Genomic DNA, 22,790 nt, shown 5'->3' on the forward strand with positions numbered 1-22,790 from the left:
ACTTAAAATGTTACCGATAAACCCATATTGTATAGCCTTTGTGGCGGATAGTTGGTGTTGGTATTGTTACTCGATATTTCTGGATCGTACTCATATAACGAGCCAAGCTTTGTCCAGGTAATTAAGTTTGTACCATTAACATAGATCCTTGCCCCTTTTAAACGAACTTTATTTACCCAACTCTGTGGAATTCCATAACTCAGTTCAATCGATTTAAGACGTAAATAATCTCCTCTTACATTCCAGAAGTCTGAAGGTGCTGTAGGAATAGAAATCGCATTTGGAGACGTTGATAAAATTGGATATTTGGCATTCTGACCAAGTTCTGGTGTCCAGCTTTGTTGGTGGATGGCCTGTAAATTAGAACCAAATGCCTGGATGGATTCACGGATACCCGCAACGTTAAAATTTAATGCTCCCTGAAAAAGTACATTCAAACTCAGCGTTTTGTAATTTGCGCTTAAATTAAAACCTACAATTGTATTAGGCGTATTTGAGTAACCAAAGTAAGATTGATCGGCATCGGTAATTGCACCGTCGCCATTTAAATCAGCATATTTAATATCGCCAGGTTTTACACCGGTTAAAGGTTTGGCACTGCTGGCAACATCTGCTGCATCCTGATAAAAACCTAAGAATTTAAACTGCCTTGGTGTGTTAATCGGGTTACCGGTATATTGCTGATATGGGAACAACGGGTAAAGCTTCATCCTGAAAAACAATTTTATTCTTTGCCACAGAGATATTGCCACCAACACGGTAATTAAAATCTTTACCGATCTTATCATTATACGCAATTTCGAGTTCAAAACCCCTGTTATTTGTTTTTCCTAAGTTAACGGGAGGCAAAGATTGACCAAATACATAAGATACTGTTCCTCTATTGGTTAAAATATCGTACCTGTTATCGTTAAACACATCTAATGTTGAGGTTACACGACCTTTAAACATGCTTAAATCCATACCGATATTTAACTTCTTAACCTTTTCCCAGGGTCACATCCGAGTTGGCTAAACGCCCTTCAAATATGGCATTGTATGCATTGTGCGATGTTCCAAAAGATACGTTACCACTGTTATTGTAGGTTTGTAGGTATGCATATGCATAGTTACCAATATCATCGGTACCAACAAGACCATAAGAAGCCCTGAATTTTAACCGATCTACAAACTTGATGTTATCTTTAAAAAACTTTTCTTCTGAGATGTTGTAACCAATTGATCCGGCAGGGAAAAAGCCATATTTTTTACCTGAAGCAAAAACCTCTGATTTATTGTAGCCAGCATTAAATTCGGCCAGGTATTTCCCTTTATAATCGTAACCCACACGACCTGAAAAACCACTTGTTGGAATAGGGATAAAGTTTAAAATCCTATTGGTGTTGGCAGGGTCACGATAGCCGAAAAAACTCCTGTTGTTATACAATGCCAAACCTGAAATGTGGTGTGCACCAAAAGTACGATCGTAATTTAATGAGGCTTGAGGGTTAATTGTTCTTGTGGTTGAACCTGGACTATAATTTAGTGAATAAGTACCCACCCTGAACACATTCGGATCCTTTGGTGTATAACTTCCATCAACTGGATTATAAATGAAGGCAGGAAAAGTTCCTCTCGATAATCCTCTTGAATAGGTATATGTACTGCCATAAGCAATAGCCCCTCTTAATGATAAGCCTTGTGTAATAAAATCAAGCTTTTGTGTTGCGGCGGCATTGATATTCATATTGTTTTCGAAATCTCTGCTGTATCCGCCCAGCGTTAATGCCTGTACAATGTTGGGTGATGAATAACGGTTTGGTTGCGCATAGCTGTAACCATAACTTCCATCGGGGTTATTAATGGGGTAAGCAAAAGGAGCCAGTGTTAAATAACTGTTATAAAAATAAAAGATGTTCTGAATGCCATTAATATTTGGAATTACCGGATTATTCCGTTCACCAATATTACCAAACAGATCCAGCTTAACGTTTAAGGTTTTGGTTGCCTTAATATCAATGTTAGAGCGGTAATTATACCGTTTGTAATAGAAATTGTTATTTACATCTTCACCTTTCCCAAAATCGTTTAAAATACCATTTTGCGTAACCATTCCTAATGATGCAAAATACTTAACCACATCGTTACCGCCGCTAATGTCGAAATTATTGCGCCATTGGTAACTAAATTTGCGAAAAAGAACTTCTTTCCAATCCACATCCGGGTGCCCGTATGGATCATCACCCGTTCTCCAGTGTTCAAGGTCGGCATCGGTATATTGTACGGCAAGGCCATCATTTATCCGTGCCTGGTTAAACAGCTTGGCAGATTCGTAAGCATTCAGAAATTTAGGCAATCTTGTTGGTTGAGACAGTGCATATTCAGTACGGAAGGTAATGTTGGGCGGGCCAACTACCCCACGCCTGGTAGTTACCAAAACAACCCCATTTGCCCCTTTAATACCATAAACAGCCGTTGTTGATGCATCCTTTAAAATACTTAGGCTTTCAATCTCATTTGCATCAAGGCGTGCAAACTGGGCATAAGTAAATTCAATATCATCAACAATAATTAGTGGTTGGTTTGAGCCCGTGTAAGAACCTGTTCCACGGATAAAAAATGTTGCTCCATCCGATCCTGGCTGGCCACTGGTTTGTTGTGAACTGAAACCTGGCAATCTACCAGCCAATGTATTTTGCAAACTTGCCGATGGGTTTCTTCTGATATCCTGCCCTGATACCGAACTAATTGCTCCTGTTAAGGTGGCTTTTTTAGTGGTTCCGTATCCTACCACAACCACTTCTTCTAAACCTTTTACATCAGTTTCTAAAGCTATGTTAATGGTAGCCGACTGGCCAACTGTTACCTCTTTTGCAAGATAACCGATAGCATTAACCACCAATATCCGGCTTTTACCCCGTAAGGTAATTCGGAACTTACCATCCGTTCCGGTAGATGCCCCGTTACCCGGAAAATCTTTCTCAATAATGCTCGCTCCAGGAATTCCGCCATCCTTATCCGCTAACCTGGCCTTGTATATTAACATTTTGCGCAAAGAGTAACTTCGACAAAATGGTAAATGCTAAAAAGAATATATATTTTCTCATAAATGCTTTCAGTTTTAACTTAATTGTTATTAATTACCAACCCTCGTTCTGTATCAGGCTTCTGTTTGTAATCACCTCTGAATATGGGATAGGCATTAGGTAAAACCGCTGATTAAATGTGGTATTGCTTACCGTAAAAGGTGTATAGGTTAAAGTACCCGTTGCTGCTTTTGTTATTTGTGTACCATGGAGTGAACCATTTAACACCTGGCCTGCAATTTTCCAACGTCTGATGTCCCAGAAGCGCTGTTCTTCAAAAGCCATCTCCACCCTTCTTTCATTTTGGATAAAAGCACGCATATCTGTTTGAGACATTCCGGCTTTAATTCCATAGGCATCTGCACCTGTACCAGCTGTAATTCCAGCCCTTAAACGCAGTGATCTTAACGGTGCATAAGCATCTGCCGTTCGCCCTACCTCATTTAAACATTCTGCATAATCGAGCAATATGCCACCGTAGCGAAAAATAATAAAGTTATGATCCTGCGTAGCATAGGCCGTTGCAGCAGAAAAATCTGCCATGTATTTCTTTAGGTAATAGCCTGTTCTGGTTTGTACAGCCACCCCTCCAGGTTTATCTTTACCACCATCAAAAGTTTCTACATTACGGCTCAACCACCTAATTCCGTTATAAAAAACAGTATTATCCAATCTTTTATCCCTCCCTGCATAAGGGTTAGCAGCCACATAACCAGAAGCCGGATCTGTAATATTCAACCCGTTCAGCATCGGAAATGCATCTACAAGTTCTTGCGTTGGACTCGTAAAACCATTACTCAGTGGTGTGGTATAACCTATAGGTGCATTGTTGGTTTCCAGATCGAAAGTTTTAGCCCTTTGTTTGGCCAATATTACCTCTGTATTTTTTCTGCCAATAAATGCAGCATTAAATGTTGATGTAAGCTGATAAGCATTTAAGTTGATTAAATCTTGCAGTGCATTTAAAGCCAACGTCCATCTTCCGGCATCAAATGTTGGGTAACCTGCCAGTGCTTTTCTGGTTGCATCAGCTGCTATTCCTCCACCATTAAAAAGTGGACTTGCCGCATATAGCAATACTCTTGCTTTTAGTGCATAAGCTGCACCCCGTGTAATTCTGCCTAAGTCAGAATCTGCAACCGGCTCTACCCGCAATAAGCCTTTAATGGCATCGCATTCGCTTACCAGATACGTTACACATTGCTCAAAAGTATTACGTGGAATCTGTAAATTATCGTCAGGAGATAATACTTTATCACCTATTAACGGTACGCCACCATATCTTTTAATCATTTCGAAATAATTAATCGCTCTGATAAAACGTGCTTCAGCTTTCCAATATTGAAGTGTTTTAGGTGCATTAGCATCAACAGGAACAACATCTATATTGGCTAAAAAATCGTTTGCGGCACGAATTGCCCGGTAAGCAGTTTCCCAGTTATTATCCGGATTATTGGTTGAATTAAGCCTTCCATTGGTGAAATATTCTACAACTTTATTTGGTCTTGATGGAATTGCATCATCACTGCCGGCATCAAGAAAATCACCAACGGTACCATCACCGCTAATCCTGTTAAAACCATCAGGAAGTGAAGTATATAAATCCGACAGTACCTGCCTGGCATAATCGCCATTTTTATCCAAAGGATCGTAAACATTGCCCTTATTAATTCCCTGTAATGGGGTTTCTTCATATTTTTTACATGATGCCATGGCTACTAGCGCAATCATGAAAAGTATTATTCTCGTATTCATCTGTGATGAGATTAAAATTTAACGCTTAAACCGCCATTAATTACCCTCTGAATGGGATATACTCCACCATTGGTTTCCGGATCAACCCGTTCAAACGAGGCACTTGTAAACAAATTTGTACCGTTTACAAATAATCTGATGCTCGAAACTTTTATTTTATTGGTAAACCGCGATGAAATGGTATAACCCAGTTCGATGTTTTTTAACCGCAAATAATTGCCACTGTGCATCCAGAATGAAGAAACAATATTGTTATTGAAGTTATTGCCAACAGTAACTCTGGGATAGGTGGCTGTTGCAGCCGTTGTTGGCGTCCAACGCTCCAAATTATGCTCATAAGCTTGCCCAAACCCGCCGTTCTGAAATTCCCATTCACTGTTGCCCGTTAACAATAAATTCCTGTTTGCAACTCCTTGCAGCAACACACTAAAATCAAAGCCAGAATAAGAAAAACCAATGTTTGCGCCATAATAAACCAAAGGTTTATCGGTGCCTATCTTGGCTTGATCAAACTGATCGATTACGCCATCACTATTAAGATCTTTATAGCGGATATCTCCCGGAACTGGATTATATCCTGCAATTTTAGCAGCTGAATTTATTTCTGCCTGCGATTGAAAAAGCCCGTCGGCAATGTAACCAAACTGCTGCCCAACCGGCTGGCCGGTACGGCTTTGGTAACTGTATGCTCTATAAACCTCGTTTTGATAAATTACTTTTGATTTTAACGTACTTGCGTTACCAGCTATGAAATAACTAAAATCTCCAAAAGATTGATGCCAGTTTAATTGCAGTTCTACACCGCTATACCTATTGATACCTACATTCAGGTTTCTTAATGTTGTACCCACAATGGTAGATAAATTTGGCGAGGTAAGCAGATCTGAATATTTGTTGTTAAAATATTCTGCCTGCATAAATAATTGGTTCTTAAATAGGGTAGTTTTTAAACCCAGATTCAGCTTATCGCCTTTTTCCCAGGTAACATTAGGGTTGGCCAATACATCCTGGCGTAAGGCAGAACTACTTGAAGCACTTGTACCAAAGAAATACGAACTCGGACTGCCTACATAAAACTGTTGAAAAACAAAATAACCTGCCGCATCATTACCCGTACGGCCATAACTTGCAAATAATTTTAAATCATTTAACCATTCCAGCTGAGGCATAAATTTTTCCTTGGTTAATGTCCAGCTTAAACCCACAGCAGGAAAAAATCCCATCGGAGAATCTTTTGGATACCTGTTGGTTTTATTTAATCCAAACGCTACCTCAGCGGTATAACGCTCATCAAAACTATAAGCCGCCCGGCCCGATCCCCCATAATAATTCAGGCCAAGGTCTCCCCCATTATTAACATTATCGCTGGTGGCCCTAATTTGTGCATCAATCTGGTGCAAACCAAAATTTCTCTTATACCCAACTGCGCCTTCAATGTATGATTGCCTGTTTTGGTAATCGGTAGAGGTATTGTTGTTCTGAGTTCCGTTTGTTCCAAAAAGCTGATAAGAAGCTGTAGAACCTGAACCATTCTGTTTATAAACCGCAAATGATTTGCTTCTATCCGTATTTTCTGATAAACCCGAGTAAAATGATACCAATGCCTGTACCCATAAACCAGGTACAATGTCATCTAAATTCCGTCTCAAAGTTAAGTCTGTAATAATATCCCGTCTGTAATTTAAGCGGTAACCAGAGTTAACAGTTTGCGCATAAATATTATTTTGGAACTGTGTGTTGCCTCCATAACTACCATTCTCATTGTAAATAGGATATGCATTATTTGGAGTATTCAATATAGAATTAAAAATGGTGGCTGCGGTGTTTCCAGGTTGTGTGTAATTACCAATCCTTCCAAAAAGATGAAGTCCGAGTGTCATTTTTGGCGTAAGATTAATATCTACATTAGAACGTACAGTATAATTGCTAAAGCTTGTATTGGTAGAGTATTCGTTTAAATCACTTTCGTTAAACTGGCCTTTTTGATTCTGGTATTCCAAGCCAACATAGTACCGTGCAGTATTACCACCGCCTCTGAAATTAAGATCGTAACGGCTAAATGTAGATTTATCTTTTAAAACCTGATCTTGCCAATTTACATCCGGATGCCCAATAGGATCAGATCCGGTTCTAAATGCATCAAGGTCAGATTGTGTGTAAACCGGCTGGTCGCCACTATTTCGCCTCGCTTCGTTATATAAGTTGGCATAATCAAAAGCACCTAATGTTTTGGGTAATTTAAGTGGACTTTGAATACCCGCCTGTGCGGTTAGTGAAATTTGCTGTGCACCAATAAAACCTTTCTTTGTTGTAATTGCAATTGCACCACCAGATGATCGAAGACCTAACATTGCAGTAGAAACAGCATCTTTAAGTACAGTTACAGATTCAATTTCTTCCAGATCGATCATCGTAAGATCTCTTGGTATTCCATCAATAAGTACAATCGGATTCTGCCCCCTCAACAATACAGATACCTCATCAAGCCCGGGGCGACCGCTGCTTTGATTGGTGTATAAACCTGCCAAACGACCTGTAAGTGCATTTTTAACACTTGTAACTGTTGATTTTATCAGATCGTTATTGTAAACAGCCTGTGTAGATGATGTTGTTAAATTTGCTGCCAGTTTAATATCATTGGTTAATACCACTTGCTTTTGTAACTTAACAAGAGTATTGTTACCATCGATTCTGATAATTTGATTTACATTGCCGTTAGCCGTATAATCTTTTAATAGTTTACCTTTATATTGGATGCGTATAACATCATTATTCTCAGCATTTAACTTTGCTGTTCCGGTACTATCTGTTTTAATGGCATTATTTAAACGGACATTGATTACATCAGCCCCTATTAATGGGAAATCATTCTCATCAAGGATGGCAAATGTGATGCGCTTAAGCTGCGAAGTATCCTGACGGAGGATTGAATTTACCGAATTGCCATAACTCAGGTTGCCAAAATTCAGAAATGCCAAGGATACAAGGACGAAGCCCAGGAGTTTGAGTATTCTTTTTTCACTCATAATTTTATATTAGTTAGTTGGTTACACAGCTTGCAGCGGTTTCGAATTAGGGATTTCGCAAACAGTGTTGATAAAAATTAGGCACCAAAATGACTATAGCCATATTGGTTTAGCGTATTTAATCACCCGGTAACAATTGGTAAAATTGTTAGAGATGATAATTACAACCGACTAGCGCAGTAGTAAATCTTTTTTCATATGATTAATTGTTTGGGATTAAGGATAAAATAGAGGGGGAAATTAATGCGGTACAACCGCTTAGTCTGATCTGCTGTGAAAGTTACTCATGAATAGGGATTTGGTTATGGCAAAGTAACTATTAAAAAACCCCTCTATTGAGGGGTAATACGGTAATAAATAGGGGTTAAATCGTTACTTTTTGCTTGATTTTAGCCTTTAACCCCTATTTTTAAGATTTTTAAACGTTTAATCTACGGTTAACTTTTTGAGTGTGTTTAAAATCGGTTCGTCAATTGCCTTTAACATATTTTGGTCAGGTTTGATCAGTTCTAAAACAGCAACCTCATTCTTCCCTTTTTTTAACCACTCTTGCGGAACATATAAGGTTTGTTGCGGCCCAATAGCCCAGTACTTCCCTAAGTTGTGTCCGTTAATCCAAACCACACCTTTACCCCAATCGCTCATGTCTAAATAAGTATCGGCTATCGTCGAAATCTCGAACGATCCCTTTTGTAAAATTGGTCCGTTTCCACTTGCATTGGCTGTTGTTTTAGCAGTTAAGCGGTCGTTACTGAAAGGGAAACCATACATTAACCAGTTTTTAACCTCTGCACCTGCAAAAGTTACCTGCTCGGTAATGCCTTTTTTGTTTTCCAGTAAGTATTTACCAAAGTTTACCCTACCCATGTTTTCAACAAAAATATCGAGCTGTACATCACCTGCCGGAAGGTTTAGTGTTAAGGTATTCTGGTTAAGCCTGCGGTCTAAAATGCCTGCCCTTTTCTGATTGATAAAAACCAAAGCATAATCACGGAGTTGCTTCAATTGCAATTCGCCTTTTTTACCACCTTTTATAGTGGTGCGGTACAATACATAACCATAATCCTGGCCTAGTGCTTCAAAAGTAAGCGGGTTAATATTTTTTACGGGTTGAGGAAGCACATTAAACAAAGCCACCTTGCTGCTCAGTTTAAAAGGTGCAACGGCAATACTCGGTTTAGCAGCCGGTATAGGTGGCAAACTTTGCCCGGCAGGTAAATATTTTTCTATTACACTTCGAAAAGCTTTAAATTTTTCAGTTACATTACCTGCTTCGTTTAAAGGTGCATCATAATCGTAGCTACTGGTTTGTGGTTCATAAGGTGAAATGTCTTTATAATTGGCACCATTCATAAAATCGCGGGTAGTACCACCATGAAACATGTACATATTAATCGAAATGCCTGCTGCCAATACCGAATCTAGTTTTTTGGTATAATGTGCCGCCGGAACAGTATGATGAGGCGTTCCCCACCAATCGAACCAGGCAGGATACCATTCGGCAATAAAATATGGCCCTTTACCATTATGGTTCTCATTAACAAGCTGCCTGATTTTTGCCGGATTATCGATTCCGTTTACGGCGGGCAATAAGCCGTTTAAATGGCCATCTTTCACATCTGCAGCAGGGTCACAAGTGTAAAGCAATCCGTCAAAACCAGCTTCGATAAACAGCTTCCTGTTAATATCTAAATAGTTTTTATCGGCGGCATAAGAACCATATTCGTTTTCTACCTGTACCATTATAATGTTGCCACCATGGTTAATCTGCAATGGAGCAAGCTGTTTGCCCACCTCCAGTATATATTTTTTATATTCGGCCAGGTACTGTTTTTCCGTACTGCGTACAACAAGGCCTTTTTCTGTTTGCAGCCAATACGGATATCCACCAAATTCCCATTCGGCACATACATACGGGCTGGGCCTTAAAATAACCCACAAACCTTCCTGCTGTGCAATTTTTACAAATTCGGCAATGTTGTTGTTGCCAGCAAAATCGAATTTACCTTTCTGTGGCTCATGCAGGTTCCAGAAAACATAAGTGCCAATGGTATTAAGGCCCATGGCTTTGGCCATTTTCATACGGGCGCGCCAGGCTTCTTTTGGTACACGCGGATAATGTAACTCCCCGGAAATAATTTGAAAAGGCTTTTCATCCAACAGAAAACTGTTATCCCCTAACTTAAAACTGTGTTTGGCTTGCTGACCAAAAGCCGATAAGGAGAAACATAGTGCCGCCAGCCATACTAATCTTGTTTTCATTTTTAATTTTTTTTATGAGATGATTGGCTTTTATCAGGCAAAAAGAATCCAATTTGCGCATTTCTACGCAATCCATCAATCCCGGTTTATTATATTAAATGTGTTTTTTCTTTACTTTTTAAATACGCTCAGATCCCATTGATCCATCCAGTTAATTGAAATTTTATCGTTATCAAATTTGATAGGCAGCCATAAATAACGACCATCGATCGCATTTTTTGGTTCCCATTTATCTGCCATAAAAATGAATTGCCCTTTTTTACCTGGTGCAGGCAATACATGAGTACTTTGACCGCCAAAAGTTAATTTAGCACCCTCTCCCTCGCACGGATTGCCCATGTATGTCCATGGCCCCCAAATTGATGTTGCTTTAAACCACCTTGCAGGGTTTGGTGCCCAACCTGTACAGCCAGAACCAATCATATAGTATATTCCATTTTTCTTAAATAAAGCTGGAGCTTCAGTTTGCTGTCCGACATAAATTCTGATAAATTTTCCGGTATGACTCAGATAATCTGGAGTCAACTCTGCTAAATGAAGCGTAAAATTCTCTTCCGAAGAAAACACATGATAGGCTTTCCCATCATCATCTACAAAAACGGTCATATCTCTTGCCATCTGGCCACCAGGTAAATCTCTACAGAAAAAGCCATCACTTTTATTTGCTGGCTTTTCGCAGTTTACCTGATCTTTTTCAGGCGTTCCGGCTGCATAAAATGGCATTTTACCAGCATTTGGGCGATAACTCTTAATAAAAGTATATGGCCCGGTTGGTTTATCGGCCACTGCAACGCCCGATCGTGCTGCCGCGTAACCTTTCCCCAACAACTCCAGGTGGAACCACATTACAAACTTTTTGGTTTTCTTGTTGTAAACCACTTTAGGGCGTTCCAGGATAGATCCCCTGGCAATATCACTCTTCAGATCATCTGAAACCGGCAACGCAATGCCCTCATCCTTCCAGTTGTATAAATCTTTAGATGAATAACAATGCACGCCAACCTGCGCACTATTTCCTTTTTCGCCTTCTATTTTATGCTCTCCAAACCAGTAATAGGTTCCTTTATATTCTACAATACCGCCACCATGTGCGTTAATGTGAACACCTTTATCATCTTTCCATATTTTACCCGGATTGAAAGAGGTATAAGCCTGCTGCGCCGATACATGGGTGTTCAGTAATAAACCGAAGACGATAAATCTCAAAATAAAACTGATTCTCTTGTTCATCATTTAATTAATAATTTTTAACGTTATATAAACTTTATTTCAATCAACTATTCTTATTTATACAGTTGGCTGTATTTAATTATTTTAAACTTGCACTGTGGTCGTTTTCGAAGTTTTCACCACTCCATATTTTTTGCGCACTCCATTTCTCAGCCGGGTTGGCCCAAAATGGATCATTTTCAGGTAATCCCAAGGGCAAAAAGATATTGGAAGCAATGTATGGGCTACCCTGATTGTTGTAAAAATCGCCCAGATTTGGTTGATCTCCATATAAACCAATCGTTAACCAGCCATTTTTATAAGTGGTTGGGCTTTCTAAAGTTTTCTTAATCACGGCAGTTAAAGCGCAACGCACCTGGGCGGCACTCAGTTGTTTTGGTAAAGCTTTCCGCCAGGCCATATCGGCTAAATGATGAAAGGCAGCACCACGATAAATGATGGAGCGGCCTGTGGCAGGGTAAGAACCATCTGCATTGATTAACCTTTCCTGTATAATTGCATAACGCTCATTGCGTTTTTTAATCTTTTCGAACATCTCTTTATAACTGTTCGTTTTGGCACCTATAATGTTGGCCAGTGTAGCCAGGTAAGGATGAATTACATAGCTGTTGTAATAATCAAATGCGAAAGATGTGCCATCAGTGTACATGCCATCACCAGTATACCATTGTTCCATTTGTTGCAGGGCATAATCAACACGCATAGGGTCCCAGTTGTAACCGAACCTGGCCAAAAAAGCTTCGTTCATGGCCGAAAACAATAACCAGTTAGAAAACACAGGTTTAAATCTTCTGGTAGTAACAATAGATTGCATCATCAGCTGCTGATTTTTCTTATCCAGGTTCTCCCAAAGCCATGGTGCACGTACTAACGCCAGGGCTACGTAAGAAGCATCTACCAATTGTTGGCCGCCGATATCGAAATTCATAAAATCTTTGGCGTTAGAGTCAAGCGCATTTTTTAATCCCTGAATCGCCCATTCGCGATACTGTTTCCGGAGGGCTACTTCCTCTGCCGAACCACCTTCTAACTGTAACCATGGCGCAATGCCACTTAAAACCCTTCCTAAAACCTCTACATACTGCACCTTAATGCGGTGTTCTTTATTATCAATATGAATTGAGGTAACTTTCGGCATTGCAATGCGGAGGCTATCTTTTGCCAGATTGTACAATACAGGCTTAACCATCTTATCCATTTGCTGTAACCAAAACTGACGGTCGTTTAACACTACGTTTTTGGTGGTTTTAGTCTTTTTTTGAGCAAAGGCAGATCCCCCGACCGAAACAATCAGTAATAGGCAAATGCAGCTATTTTTTAAGTTCATTTTTGTGTTAATGTTTAATTGTTGTTTGATAAATGGCGGTACATTTCACATCCTGCAAGTAAAAAAGCACCCACACCAAAGTTTGCTGTAGAATTTGCATCAACCACCTGGCCCGGAATAGCTTTCTCTCCTATTGGCTGCACATACCCTAATTTTCCATTGGGTTGCAATGCTGTTTTAGTTAAATAGCCCCAGGCTTTTTTTGCGGCAGGCAGGTATGTTTTTTCCTTTAAATAACCATTGTTAATGCCCCAAAGCAAGCCATAAGTAAAAAATGCTGTACCACTGGTTTCAGGTCCGGGTGCGTGCTGCGCATCGAGGATACTCCTGGTCCAATACCCCTCGGGCTGCTGGCTTTTAACAATTGCCTTTGCCATGTTTAGGTATTTGCTTAAGTATTCATCACGGTGTACATCATTGGCAGGAAGATCTTTTAACACTTTTGCCAGCCCGGCAAAAACCCACCCATCGCCCCTAGCCCAAAAATCTTTTTTACCATTGGCACTTTTGTGTTTTGGGTAAACATACTTGGCATCGCGGTAGTAAAGTTTTTCCTTATTATCGTACATAATGCTATTGGCGTACATAAAATACGCGTACAGTTTATCAAGATACTTTTGATCTCCGGTAACTTTATACAGTTTGGTCATTACAGGCATTACCATATACAAACCATCAGCCCACCACCAGTAATCGTTATTTGGGGTACTCATTTCGTACTCCATTACCGCTTTGGCCCTTGAAATTTTATAGTCTTCCGGTTTTAAGTGATAGAGGTCTATATAGGTTTGAAAGCAGATTTGCCAATCGCCAAAAAGTACATGGTCATCCGTTTCGCCATATGTATATTTCCATTTCGATTGATCTTTAGATTTTGCCCCCATCCATTTATTATATTCAGCCCAATCTTCAGAATATTTACGATAGGCCTCATTTTTGGTAAGTGCGTAAGCTTCCATGTTTCCGGTATGGTAGGCAGCATGATCCCAAAAAGCGCGAACCTCTGCTTTATTATTGCTTTGCCAGTATACATTTGCCCTGTTAAGCATTTCAAGTACTTCTTCTTTATTTACCTTATTTTGCGCTTTAGCAGCGATAGTAGATAAGAAAAGCAGCAAAAAAAGATATTTAAATAATTTTATTTTCATTAGCGTATTGGTTTAATGCCATTAACGGTTGGTATTACAGGTTTAATGGTGCCATCGGGATTAAATTCCATCTTATCAATGCACACTTCGCGGTTATAACCTGCGGCCTGGCCCATCGAAATCCCTTTTGGCCGGGTAAACCGGTGGTAAACCATATACCATTCATCTTTCCCGTTAACCTTAATTACACTGTTGTGCCCGGTACCATAAATGCCCTGTGCAGCATCTTTCGCCAGGATGAGGTTATGCTCCGGAATTGTTATTTTACCTGTAGGAGAATCAGAAAAGCCATAACGCACCCGGTAATTTTCGCTCCGGGTATCATCTTCCGACCATAAAAAATAATATTTACCCGCGCGGTAAAAAACCTCGGTTCCTTCTCTAAAGCCCCTATTTGGTGTAATGATTTTAACCGCATTGGTATCAATCGAAATCATATCATCATTTAAGGGTGCAACAGCCATGTATCCATTGCCCCAATACAGGTAGCTTTTATTCGTTTTAGGATCTTTAAATACATCAGGATCTATCTCCTGGCCACCTTTAATTCCTTTAGGCTTACCCGAAATCAATGCCTTGCCACTATCTTTAAACGGACCGGTAGGGCCATCGGCAACCGCTACACCGATTTTTTGTGCCGCTGTAAAATAATAGAAATACTTGTACACGCCATTTACCTTTTTCTCAATAATGGTAGGTGCCCAGGCATTCCTTTTCGCCCATGAAACATCTTTCTCCAGGTCTAATATCTTTCCTTCATCCTTCCAGTTTACCAGATCGGTTGAGGAGAAACATTTAAAATAGGTGCCACTCCAGTTGTTAAAACCATCGCTGGTGGGGTAAATGTAATACTTACCGGTTTTATTGGAATATAACACTTCCGGATCGGCATAATAGCCCTTTAACACAGGATTATTGGCCACGGCAATGCTTACCGTGTAGGTTTTTGACTCCTGATTGGGAATTGTTACTTTAATTTTTTGCGGACCTTTAGAAAAATCAAGTTTACCTTTTGGATTAATACCGATCTGATTAAACTGACCAAACTGCGGATCGAAAGCCTTCAAATCAGTTCCATAATTTACCGGCAAATACAGTTTTTGATTTGTACTATCCAAAACAATGTTGTTCTGATTGATGGATGCATTTAATGGGTTTTGCAAAACTGCTTCTGCGCTGTACCATTTGCTTAACAGGCGGTTTAACTCCTCCTGTTTAATCGGCATAACTGTTCCATGCCTGGGATGAAAATCCATCGAAATATCCTGATCCACCACGCTAAAATGCTCCAGGTCTCTGCTTTTAGTAAACTGGTAGCGGCCTTTCATGTACACATCATACATCAAAATATATCCTGTACCATTTTTCAATTTAAAAACGCCAGCACCCTCTACCGCATCTTTAGTTTGTTGCAGGTATTGATCCTGCAATACATAACCCTCAGTTAAGCTGGTAGAAACTGCTTTTTTTATGCCGTTACCATTGCCTTCTGTTTTAAAAAACAGGTTGTATTTTCCATTGTCGTAAATAATATCGCCATCAATACAAGAGCCGTTGGTTGGACTATAAAAGAGTTGTTTTGGTGTTGTTTCAAGGTCGGTAAAATCGGCATTGGCATAAGCATAATAAATTTTATCAGGTGCATTACCATGTTTCATCGACCAATAAACCATGTATTTTTTTGTGGCTTTATCGTAAATGGATTGCGGTGCCCAAACCCTCAACAAATCTTCATTATCAGGAAAGCGTTTTTGAATATTAACCACAGCCGAAGTCCAGTTAATCAGATCAGTGGATTTTAACAATACCATGGCCCGGTTCGAATCCCAGCCATTTGCCGAAACCATATCCGTTGCCACCATATAAAAGGTTTTGCCATCTTCGCCACGTAAAATATGTGGATCGCGCACACCGCCTGTACTGCTAATCTGCGCAGATGAAACAATTGGATTATCGTTATTTAAGGCCCTGAAACGATATCCATCGGTACTTACCGCAAAACGGATGGCCTCTTCTGCTTTGGTATTTCCGGTAAAATACGCAAATAAATATGCGGTGTTTTTGGTTTGCGCCTTTAACAGCTGTACTGATAACAGCAACGTAACCGCCAGCAGAGCGAGTTTATTATTTATATGGGGATATTTCATTTAATGGGCTATTTTGCTATTTATAATTAGGTTTCCAATCCAATACCTGCACTTTTGTTGGTGCCTGATCGGCTTTTCCTTCACCATCTACCTGGGTAACGTTTTGCAGAAACAGGCTCAGTATCTTTTTACTTTTCCATAATTCGGTATCGTATGTGGGTTCCCATTCACCCATGCTTGTTTGAGAAAGGTCTTTAATGCTCCAATTTTCTGATCCAAGTGCTTCATTTATAGCGATTGAAACTTTGTTGCCCCGCTCAGCATCCCTAAAAAGTAAACCTGCAGCATATTCTTTTCCTTTTGACCAAACCACAATCTGTGGCCTCGAAATCGGAATCTTTTTAGTACCCGTACCACTTAAACTGAATGCTGTTTTTCTAAATTTGAGGTTACTCACCTTCCAATCCCCTCCGGTTTTAAAAACCAGGTGATATTGTGGTACGCTCTCATTCACATCATGCCAGTAACCAGCAATAAATACATTGCCTTTTGCATCAGCAAACATTGATGTTTGGTTAATGAGTTCGCTTTTTTGCGGAATTTTAAGTGCATATTCTGCATTGGCTGCTGTAATGGGCATCGCATACTTTTCGCCAGTAGATTTTAACCACGTTAAGCCACCATCGGTAGATTTTGCATAACACAAATCATGGTTGCTCGCCACATCAGGGCTTTCGCGCCAAACCCACGATAAATGGATTGTGCCAACCAGATCTACAGCAACCTGCCAGTATGCATTGCGCTCCCCTTCACCGTTAATCATCCCATCCTGTACCCTCGTCCACTTTTTAGTTTGTAAACTATACCGGTTAATCATCAGGTTTCCATTGCCCGATCCGCCATCACGGTAAAAGAACAACAAATCGCCATTGGCCAGTTTGTAAAACTCAGGGTAACTCACTTTATTTTCTTTAACCGAAAGCATCGGTTGTTTATTGCCTAAAGTGAGCAAGCCCGCAGAAACCGATTTGGCATAATTTAAATTGTTGTTGTGCTGGCCCCAGGCAACATGCAAAAAACCATCACCATCAACCATAATACTGATTGATTTATGCGCATCGGTAGCATCGCCTTTATAAAGTGTGGTTTGGGTAATCCAAGTGGCAGTGCCACTTTTCCGTTTCGCCAAAACAACATGTTGTGCACTATCGTAGTAAGCAGCATATTGAAAACCTTTAAAGGTGACCAAAGCATTTTTACGGAATATAACGGTATTAACCGAGTTGTTGGCCCACCCGTTACCGGCAATGGTACTGAGTTGTGCATTTTGCGCAACGCTGATGAAGTTTATGCCTATAAAAACGCAAATTAAAAATACACTTTTGGTGAGGGATGGATACATTATATGGTTTGGGGATGCTCGGTTTTTTACATTTGGTAATGCCGAAGTACCGAAATTTTTAAATTTTATACAGGGGGTTAAATCATACTTTGCAGGGGGCGTATTAGCATAAGTGCCCTTTATAGCCTAAAATAGCGTAACTTTTATGTGGTAGCATTAATATTATAATATTTATGAAAACTTTTGCGGTGCTTTTTAATAAACTCAGATGGGGTAAGTTTAAACAGTTTTTGAAACTGCTCCCTAAAATATTTACTGTCGTTAATACCTACCCTAAAAGCAGCCTCATTAATGTTCAGGTTGGTATTGATTAACAACTCGGCAGCCTTTCTTAACCTGATAAAACGGATAAAACCGTTAATAGACTGGCCTGAGGTTGCCTTAACTCTTTTGTAAAGGTTAGAATGGCTCATACCAAGTTCAGAAGCTAATATTTTAACATTAAAACTATCTTCCATCAGGTTTTCTTCAATCAAAGTGATGCATTTTTGAAGGAAACCTTTATCCTCCTGAGAAACTTTATGGGCATCGGATTTTAAAGTAATTTCATTATAAAAATAAGATTGAAGATTGGTTCTGTTTTTAATAATGCTGTTAATTTTTGCCGTAAACAATTCTTTATCGAAAGGTTTGGTAATAAAATCATAAGCACCCACTTCAATTCCGCGGAGTTTTACTTCAGGACTAGGGTCTCCTGTTAACAATATTACCGGGATGTGGCTTAAAGCCGAATCTTCTTTAATTGCCTTGCAGAGTTCGATACCATTTAATCCATCCATGTTTACATCAGAAATTACAATATCGGGTAAATATTCTTTGCAAAGTTTTAATCCTTCGGTACCATTTGCGGCACGGTATATTTTAAAGTTATCCTGAAAAATATGTTTAATGTAATCGATAATCTCAGGGTTATCATCAATAATTAAAATCGAATGCAGATCAGAAATCAACAGCTCCAGATTGCCTACATTTTCACTGTCGCTACTTTCGGCCTCCTCCTCCTGGGCAATCAATTCGTTTACGTAGGTTAATTCGTTTTGAAAAACTACACCCTGTTGCAGGTTAGGCTCACCCACCGGAATATCAATCAAAAATATGGTTCCTTTGCCCTGGTTGGAGCGGAAAGATATTTTTCCCTTATGCAGCTCAACAAAGTTTTTGGCCAGGTATAAACCAATGCCAAAACCCATTTTTAACGATTCGTTAGACATTACTTTATAAAACTTATCGAATAACTTTTCTCCTACATGTACAGGAATGCCCGGCCCGCTATCGCTTACCTCTACCTGCACGCGCATGCCCACCGTTTTAACACTAAACTTTACAAAACCGCCTTTTGGTGTAAATTTCAATGCATTGGAAAGCAGATTGAAAAATACAATTTCAAGTTTATCCTTATCGGCAAAAATATCAAGCTCCAATTCATCACATTCAAAAGTATAATCGATGTGGTTTTGCTTGGCCAGGTAATTAAAACAGAGAAAAATTTCGTGGGTAAACTTGTAGAGGTTAATCCGTACAATTTTTAACACATCGTTTTCGCTTTCCGTTTTTCTGAAAAGCAATAACTGATCTACCAAACTAAGTAAACGCCTGGAGTTGCGGTAAACCACATTCAAATCATTTTTCTCCGGTCCGGCATCCTTTTTAGTAATAATATCTTTAATTGGATTCACAATTAAGGTTAAGGGAGTTCGGAGTTCATGAGAAATATTGGTAAAAAAATTTAGTTTTTTCTCGTTTAAATCCTTCTCCCGCTCCATTTTAAGGTTGGTTATTTCTACCTCATGTTTTAATCTCCGCTGGCGGTTGCGGTAAGTTTGAAAAAGGTAAAACAAAGAAGAACCCAAAATAACGTAGAAGGTATAAGCCCACCAGGTGCGGTACCATGGTGGTAAAATTTTGATGATTACCACCTTTTCGTTATCGCTCCAGGCCCCTTCCGTATCGGTACTTTTAATGTGCAATTTATACTGCCCTTCATTTAACCTGGAGTAATAGGCCGTACTTAATTTATTTACATAATTCCAATCCCTATCCCATCCTTCCAGGTAGTAGGCATAAGAAATCTGCTCCTGAAACGAAAATTCGATCGCCGCATAATCCACAGAAATTACTGCGGCACTGTAAGGTATTTCTATCTTCGCTAAGTTTACCACTGATATATTTTTGTATCCAGAATCCTGATCGAGGGGAATATTGTTGATCCTAAAATCGGTAAGCACCATTTTGGGTGTGCGTTTATTCTTTTTAATGTGATCTGGCGAGAAGAGGTTGAAACCGCCAATGCCACCAAACAAAAAGTTGCCATTGGCAAGCTTTAAAGCTGCATTATAATTAAACTGGTTGCTTTGCAAACCATCGGTAGCATAATAATTTTTAAAGGTATGGTGTTTTACATCAAATTTAGATAGCCCGTTATAGGTACTGCACCATAAATTACCAGCCCCATCCTGCAGAATATTAAGCACCGAATTGCTCGGTAGTCCGTCGCTTTGGATATAGCGTTTTATTTTTTTGTTTTCAGGGTTGAAAAGCAATAAGCCACCACCCTCAGTTCCGATCCAGATCTGGTGGTTAAAATCTTCCTGAATGGCCCTGATTGCAAAATTGATCTTGGTATACTCGTGCTTCCTATTTACAGGATCAATTTTAATCAGTTGTGTATAGTTACCGGCCCAAAGCCTGCCTTTGGCATCCTGGAATAATGTATGTATATCTTTTAGCTGATGATCAAAAAGGTCGAATTTATCAGTGCTTTTATTGTATCGGTACAGTGCGCCACCTTTGGTAGTACCTGCCCAGATGTTTTGCTGTTTATCCTGATAAAGTTTCCAGATGTTGATATCATCTACCCCCTTAAAAGTATTGTAACAGTTGTAATGAACAAATTTTTTGGTGGTTTTATCAAAACGGTCTATCCCGCCGCTAAAGGTAGCCACCCAGGTATTCCGATCCGAATCGCTTAAAATACTCGTTACAAAATTACTTGTTAAAGAATTGGGATCGCTGTTTTTTGCATAATTGGTAAAGGTATTCAGCTTCTTGTTCCAAACACTTAAACCGCCGCCATCAGTGCCTATCCAAATGTTATTGTATTCATCCTCACTGAATGAAAGTACGAAATTGTTAATGAGCGAATTGCTTTTTAAAGGATCATGTTTGATAGTACTAAACTGTTCGCTTTCCTGATCGATGATGTTTACCCCACCACGTAAAGTAGCAATCCATTTTCTCGATTCACGGTCTTCATATACCTGCGCAATGGAGTTGCTGCTTAATAAACTTTTTTCTTTACCGGCCGATAAATAATTGATTTTATGGGTTTTGGTATCATAAACCGTAATTCCACCCCCGTCTGTAGAAATCCATAACTTTTGTTGTTTATCAACCAAAAGGTTCATGATGTTCTCATTGCCAAGATGCTGGTTAAAGCGGGTTAAAGTTTCATTAACGGTATCAAATTGATAAAGGCCGCGTTCCGTTCCAACCCATATATTTTGCTTATCGCCTTTTGTAATACTGGTTACCGAACGCAGTGCCGCATTTACCAAACGGAGGGTATTTTTGCCAGGATCGAACCGGCACAAGCCTACATCTTTAATAAAAAGCCAAAGCGTTTGCGCTTCATCAACATACAAGGCTTTAACAGAGAAGTCGCTGTTTTTTCCGAAAGGAATGCGCTGAGCAATTTCACTGTCTTTTTTAAGCATAAACAATCCCTTTTCATCCGTAGCAACGTAAACCACTGTAGCCTTACTAACCGCAATAGAAGTGATGGCATAACTTACCTCGTTTTTTTTCCCTTTTTCTTCATAAATAAGCTGATGAAATTTAGAATCGGCATAATCATAGTATGAAATTCCCTTTTGTGTACCTACCCATACCCGGTTTTCCGCATCGCCGTTAAGTACCGTAATGTGGTTGTTTACCAAAGAATGCTCGTCGCCCCAACCATTCCTGAAAACTTTAAAATGGTAACCATCGTAACGGTTCAAGCCATCGTAGGTACCCATCCACATAAAGCCAAAACGATCAAGGTATAAGGAGTTTACCACGTTATTAGACAGTCCGTTTTCTACCCCCAGATATTTAATCGGAATAGTTGAAGGCTGGGCAAAACACATACCTCCATACATCCATGCGATAAGCATAAAACATACGGAAATCTTTTTTAGGTTAAACATAGGAGAACAGTACTGGCATATACTTGGTATGAAACGAATATACATATTTTCCTAAAACTGTTACATGGACGTTTATTTAGGATTTAATAGTAAAAACCATGAAATTTCTCCTACAAGGAGTATTTGAGACGGTATTTCTTAAGTTTATAATCAGGATCGCTTAATAAAGTAAATGATTATAAAAAGGTGCTGAATAAGCTGATGCATTAAACATGAGCTATTTAATATCCGAATGACCGAGATGCTTTGAAGGATCTACCTCATTGCGGATAAGCTGTTTCAGCTCTTTAATTTCGGGAAATCGCTGCATTTCTTTTCTATCGAAGATGAGCTTTTCGCCAACCAATACAGTAAAAACACCAGATGTTTCGCTTGGCATTAAAACCACACCTTTTACCTCATCAACAAAAGTGGTTAAAATTTCCTGTGCCATATATGCCGAACGTAACATCCACCCGCATTTAGGGCAATAAGTGATACTGATGAGTGGTTTTTCCATTGTAGTATTTTTACACAAGTTACAAAAAATGGTGAAAGAGGTAAATTGGAAGCGACTGCAAGTATAAAACTATTAATTTTCTTTTGGACACAGTTTATTGAACAGACCCGACTACCTACTGCGAGTATAGAACTACCTACTGCGACTTCAGAACTACCTACTGCAACTTCAGAACTATCTACTGCGAGTATAGAACTACCTACTGCGACTTCAGAACTATCTACTGCGACTTCAGAACTATCTACTGCGACTTCAGAACTATCTACTGCGACTTCAGAACTATCTACTGCGACTTCAGAACTATCAACTGCGACTTCAGAACTATCAACTGCGACTTCAGAACTATCAACTGCGACTTCAGAACTATCTACTGCGACTTCAGAACTATCAACTGCGACTTCAGAACTATCAACTGCGACTTCAGAACTATCAACTGCGACTTCAGAACTATCAACTGCGAGTATAGAACTATCTACTGCGACTTCAGAACTATCTACTGCGAGTATAGAACTATCTACTGCGACTTCAGAACTATCTACTGCGACTTCAGAACTATCTACTGCGACTTCAGAACTATCTACTGCGACTATAGAACTATCAACTGCGAGTATAGAACTGTCTACTGCGAGTATAGAACTGTCTACTGCGACTTCAGAACTACTTACTGCGACTTCAGAACTATCTACTGCGACTTCAGAACTATATAATACGGCCGTTGTAGAAACTTGGTGATAGCTAATCCAATGATCTCTCCACTACGGTCGAGATGACGAATTTATGCGTTCCCTCATAGTTTTAGAAT

Annotated in this window: 13 protein-coding genes; all 13 read right to left on the reverse strand. The window is 39.5% G+C overall.

Features of this window, described 5'->3' with window-relative positions:
• Positions 1 to 2: 2 nt before the first annotated feature.
• The 13 genes from AC0IWE_RS08280 to AC0IWE_RS08340 all read right to left on the reverse strand — a co-directional run bounded on the left by AC0IWE_RS08280 (position 3) and on the right by AC0IWE_RS08340 (position 21,988).
• On the reverse strand, positions 3 to 710 hold the full coding sequence (locus AC0IWE_RS08280; RefSeq protein WP_471792680.1) for a hypothetical protein: 708 nt from the start codon (positions 708 to 710) through the stop codon (positions 3 to 5).
• Positions 667 to 963, reverse strand: coding sequence for a TonB-dependent receptor domain-containing protein (locus AC0IWE_RS08285; RefSeq protein WP_471792681.1), 297 nt, complete (start codon positions 961 to 963; stop codon positions 667 to 669). The genes AC0IWE_RS08280 and AC0IWE_RS08285 overlap by 44 nt, the downstream gene beginning before the upstream one ends.
• A gap of 16 nt (positions 964 to 979) precedes the next feature.
• Complete coding sequence (locus AC0IWE_RS08290) at positions 980 to 3,025, reverse strand: SusC/RagA family TonB-linked outer membrane protein (protein WP_471792682.1); 2,046 nt, start codon at positions 3,023 to 3,025, stop codon at positions 980 to 982.
• A gap of 94 nt (positions 3,026 to 3,119) precedes the next feature.
• The gene (locus tag AC0IWE_RS08295; protein WP_471792683.1) at positions 3,120 to 4,820 is read right to left on the reverse strand and encodes a RagB/SusD family nutrient uptake outer membrane protein; all 1,701 of its coding nucleotides are present in this window, start codon (positions 4,818 to 4,820) and stop codon (positions 3,120 to 3,122) included.
• A gap of 11 nt (positions 4,821 to 4,831) precedes the next feature.
• A complete protein-coding gene (locus AC0IWE_RS08300) occupies positions 4,832 to 7,846 on the reverse strand; it encodes a SusC/RagA family TonB-linked outer membrane protein (protein WP_471792684.1) in 3,015 nt (1,004 codons plus the stop codon).
• Positions 7,847 to 8,272: 426 nt separating this feature from the next.
• The gene (locus AC0IWE_RS08305; protein ID WP_471792685.1) at positions 8,273 to 10,108 is read right to left on the reverse strand and encodes a glycoside hydrolase family 35 protein; all 1,836 of its coding nucleotides are present in this window, start codon (positions 10,106 to 10,108) and stop codon (positions 8,273 to 8,275) included.
• A gap of 111 nt (positions 10,109 to 10,219) precedes the next feature.
• A complete protein-coding gene (locus AC0IWE_RS08310) occupies positions 10,220 to 11,341 on the reverse strand; it encodes a glycoside hydrolase family 43 protein (RefSeq protein ID WP_471792686.1) in 1,122 nt (373 codons plus the stop codon).
• Between the two features lie 76 nt (positions 11,342 to 11,417).
• On the reverse strand, positions 11,418 to 12,665 hold the full coding sequence (locus AC0IWE_RS08315) for a DUF2264 domain-containing protein (protein ID WP_471792687.1): 1,248 nt from the start codon (positions 12,663 to 12,665) through the stop codon (positions 11,418 to 11,420).
• Positions 12,666 to 12,679: 14 nt separating this feature from the next.
• Positions 12,680 to 13,813 (reverse strand): glycoside hydrolase family 88/105 protein, encoded by a 1,134-nt coding sequence (locus AC0IWE_RS08320; RefSeq protein ID WP_471792688.1) that lies wholly within the window; start codon positions 13,811 to 13,813, stop codon positions 12,680 to 12,682.
• A complete protein-coding gene (locus tag AC0IWE_RS08325) occupies positions 13,813 to 15,960 on the reverse strand; it encodes a glycoside hydrolase family 43 protein (protein WP_471792689.1) in 2,148 nt (715 codons plus the stop codon). The genes AC0IWE_RS08320 and AC0IWE_RS08325 overlap by 1 nt, the downstream gene beginning before the upstream one ends.
• Before the next feature lie 16 nt (positions 15,961 to 15,976).
• Positions 15,977 to 17,302, reverse strand: a complete 1,326-nt coding sequence (locus tag AC0IWE_RS08330) for a BNR repeat-containing protein (RefSeq protein WP_471792690.1) — start codon at positions 17,300 to 17,302, stop codon at positions 15,977 to 15,979.
• Positions 17,303 to 17,445: 143 nt separating this feature from the next.
• A complete protein-coding gene (locus AC0IWE_RS08335) occupies positions 17,446 to 21,456 on the reverse strand; it encodes a two-component regulator propeller domain-containing protein (RefSeq protein ID WP_471792691.1) in 4,011 nt (1,336 codons plus the stop codon).
• Positions 21,457 to 21,706: 250 nt separating this feature from the next.
• A complete protein-coding gene (locus tag AC0IWE_RS08340; protein ID WP_471792692.1) occupies positions 21,707 to 21,988 on the reverse strand; it encodes an Rdx family protein in 282 nt (93 codons plus the stop codon).
• Positions 21,989 to 22,790: the final 802 nt, after the last annotated feature.

It is taken from the genome of Pedobacter sp. AC402 (genome assembly GCF_979252805.1).

Bases quoted from the DNA above. Each gene is read 5' to 3' on its own strand.
- AC0IWE_RS08340 (WP_471792692.1), bottom strand. From the start codon at position 21,988: ATGGAAAAACCACTCATCAGTATCACTTATTGCCCTAAATGCGGGTGG.
- AC0IWE_RS08305 (WP_471792685.1), bottom strand. From the start codon at position 10,108: ATGAAAACAAGATTAGTATGGCTGGCGGCACTATGTTTCTCCTTATCG.
- AC0IWE_RS08295 (WP_471792683.1), bottom strand. From the start codon at position 4,820: ATGAATACGAGAATAATACTTTTCATGATTGCGCTAGTAGCCATGGCA.
- AC0IWE_RS08315 (WP_471792687.1), bottom strand. From the start codon at position 12,665: ATGAACTTAAAAAATAGCTGCATTTGCCTATTACTGATTGTTTCGGTC.
- AC0IWE_RS08285 (WP_471792681.1), bottom strand. From the start codon at position 963: ATGGATTTAAGCATGTTTAAAGGTCGTGTAACCTCAACATTAGATGTG.
- AC0IWE_RS08335 (WP_471792691.1), bottom strand. From the start codon at position 21,456: ATGCTTATCGCATGGATGTATGGAGGTATGTGTTTTGCCCAGCCTTCA.
- AC0IWE_RS08330 (WP_471792690.1), bottom strand. From the start codon at position 17,302: ATGTATCCATCCCTCACCAAAAGTGTATTTTTAATTTGCGTTTTTATA.
- AC0IWE_RS08320 (WP_471792688.1), bottom strand. From the start codon at position 13,813: ATGAAAATAAAATTATTTAAATATCTTTTTTTGCTGCTTTTCTTATCT.
- AC0IWE_RS08310 (WP_471792686.1), bottom strand. From the start codon at position 11,341: ATGATGAACAAGAGAATCAGTTTTATTTTGAGATTTATCGTCTTCGGT.
- AC0IWE_RS08300 (WP_471792684.1), bottom strand. From the start codon at position 7,846: ATGAGTGAAAAAAGAATACTCAAACTCCTGGGCTTCGTCCTTGTATCC.
- AC0IWE_RS08280 (WP_471792680.1), bottom strand. From the start codon at position 710: ATGAAGCTTTACCCGTTGTTCCCATATCAGCAATATACCGGTAACCCG.
- AC0IWE_RS08325 (WP_471792689.1), bottom strand. From the start codon at position 15,960: ATGAAATATCCCCATATAAATAATAAACTCGCTCTGCTGGCGGTTACG.
- AC0IWE_RS08290 (WP_471792682.1), bottom strand. From the start codon at position 3,025: ATGTTAATATACAAGGCCAGGTTAGCGGATAAGGATGGCGGAATTCCT.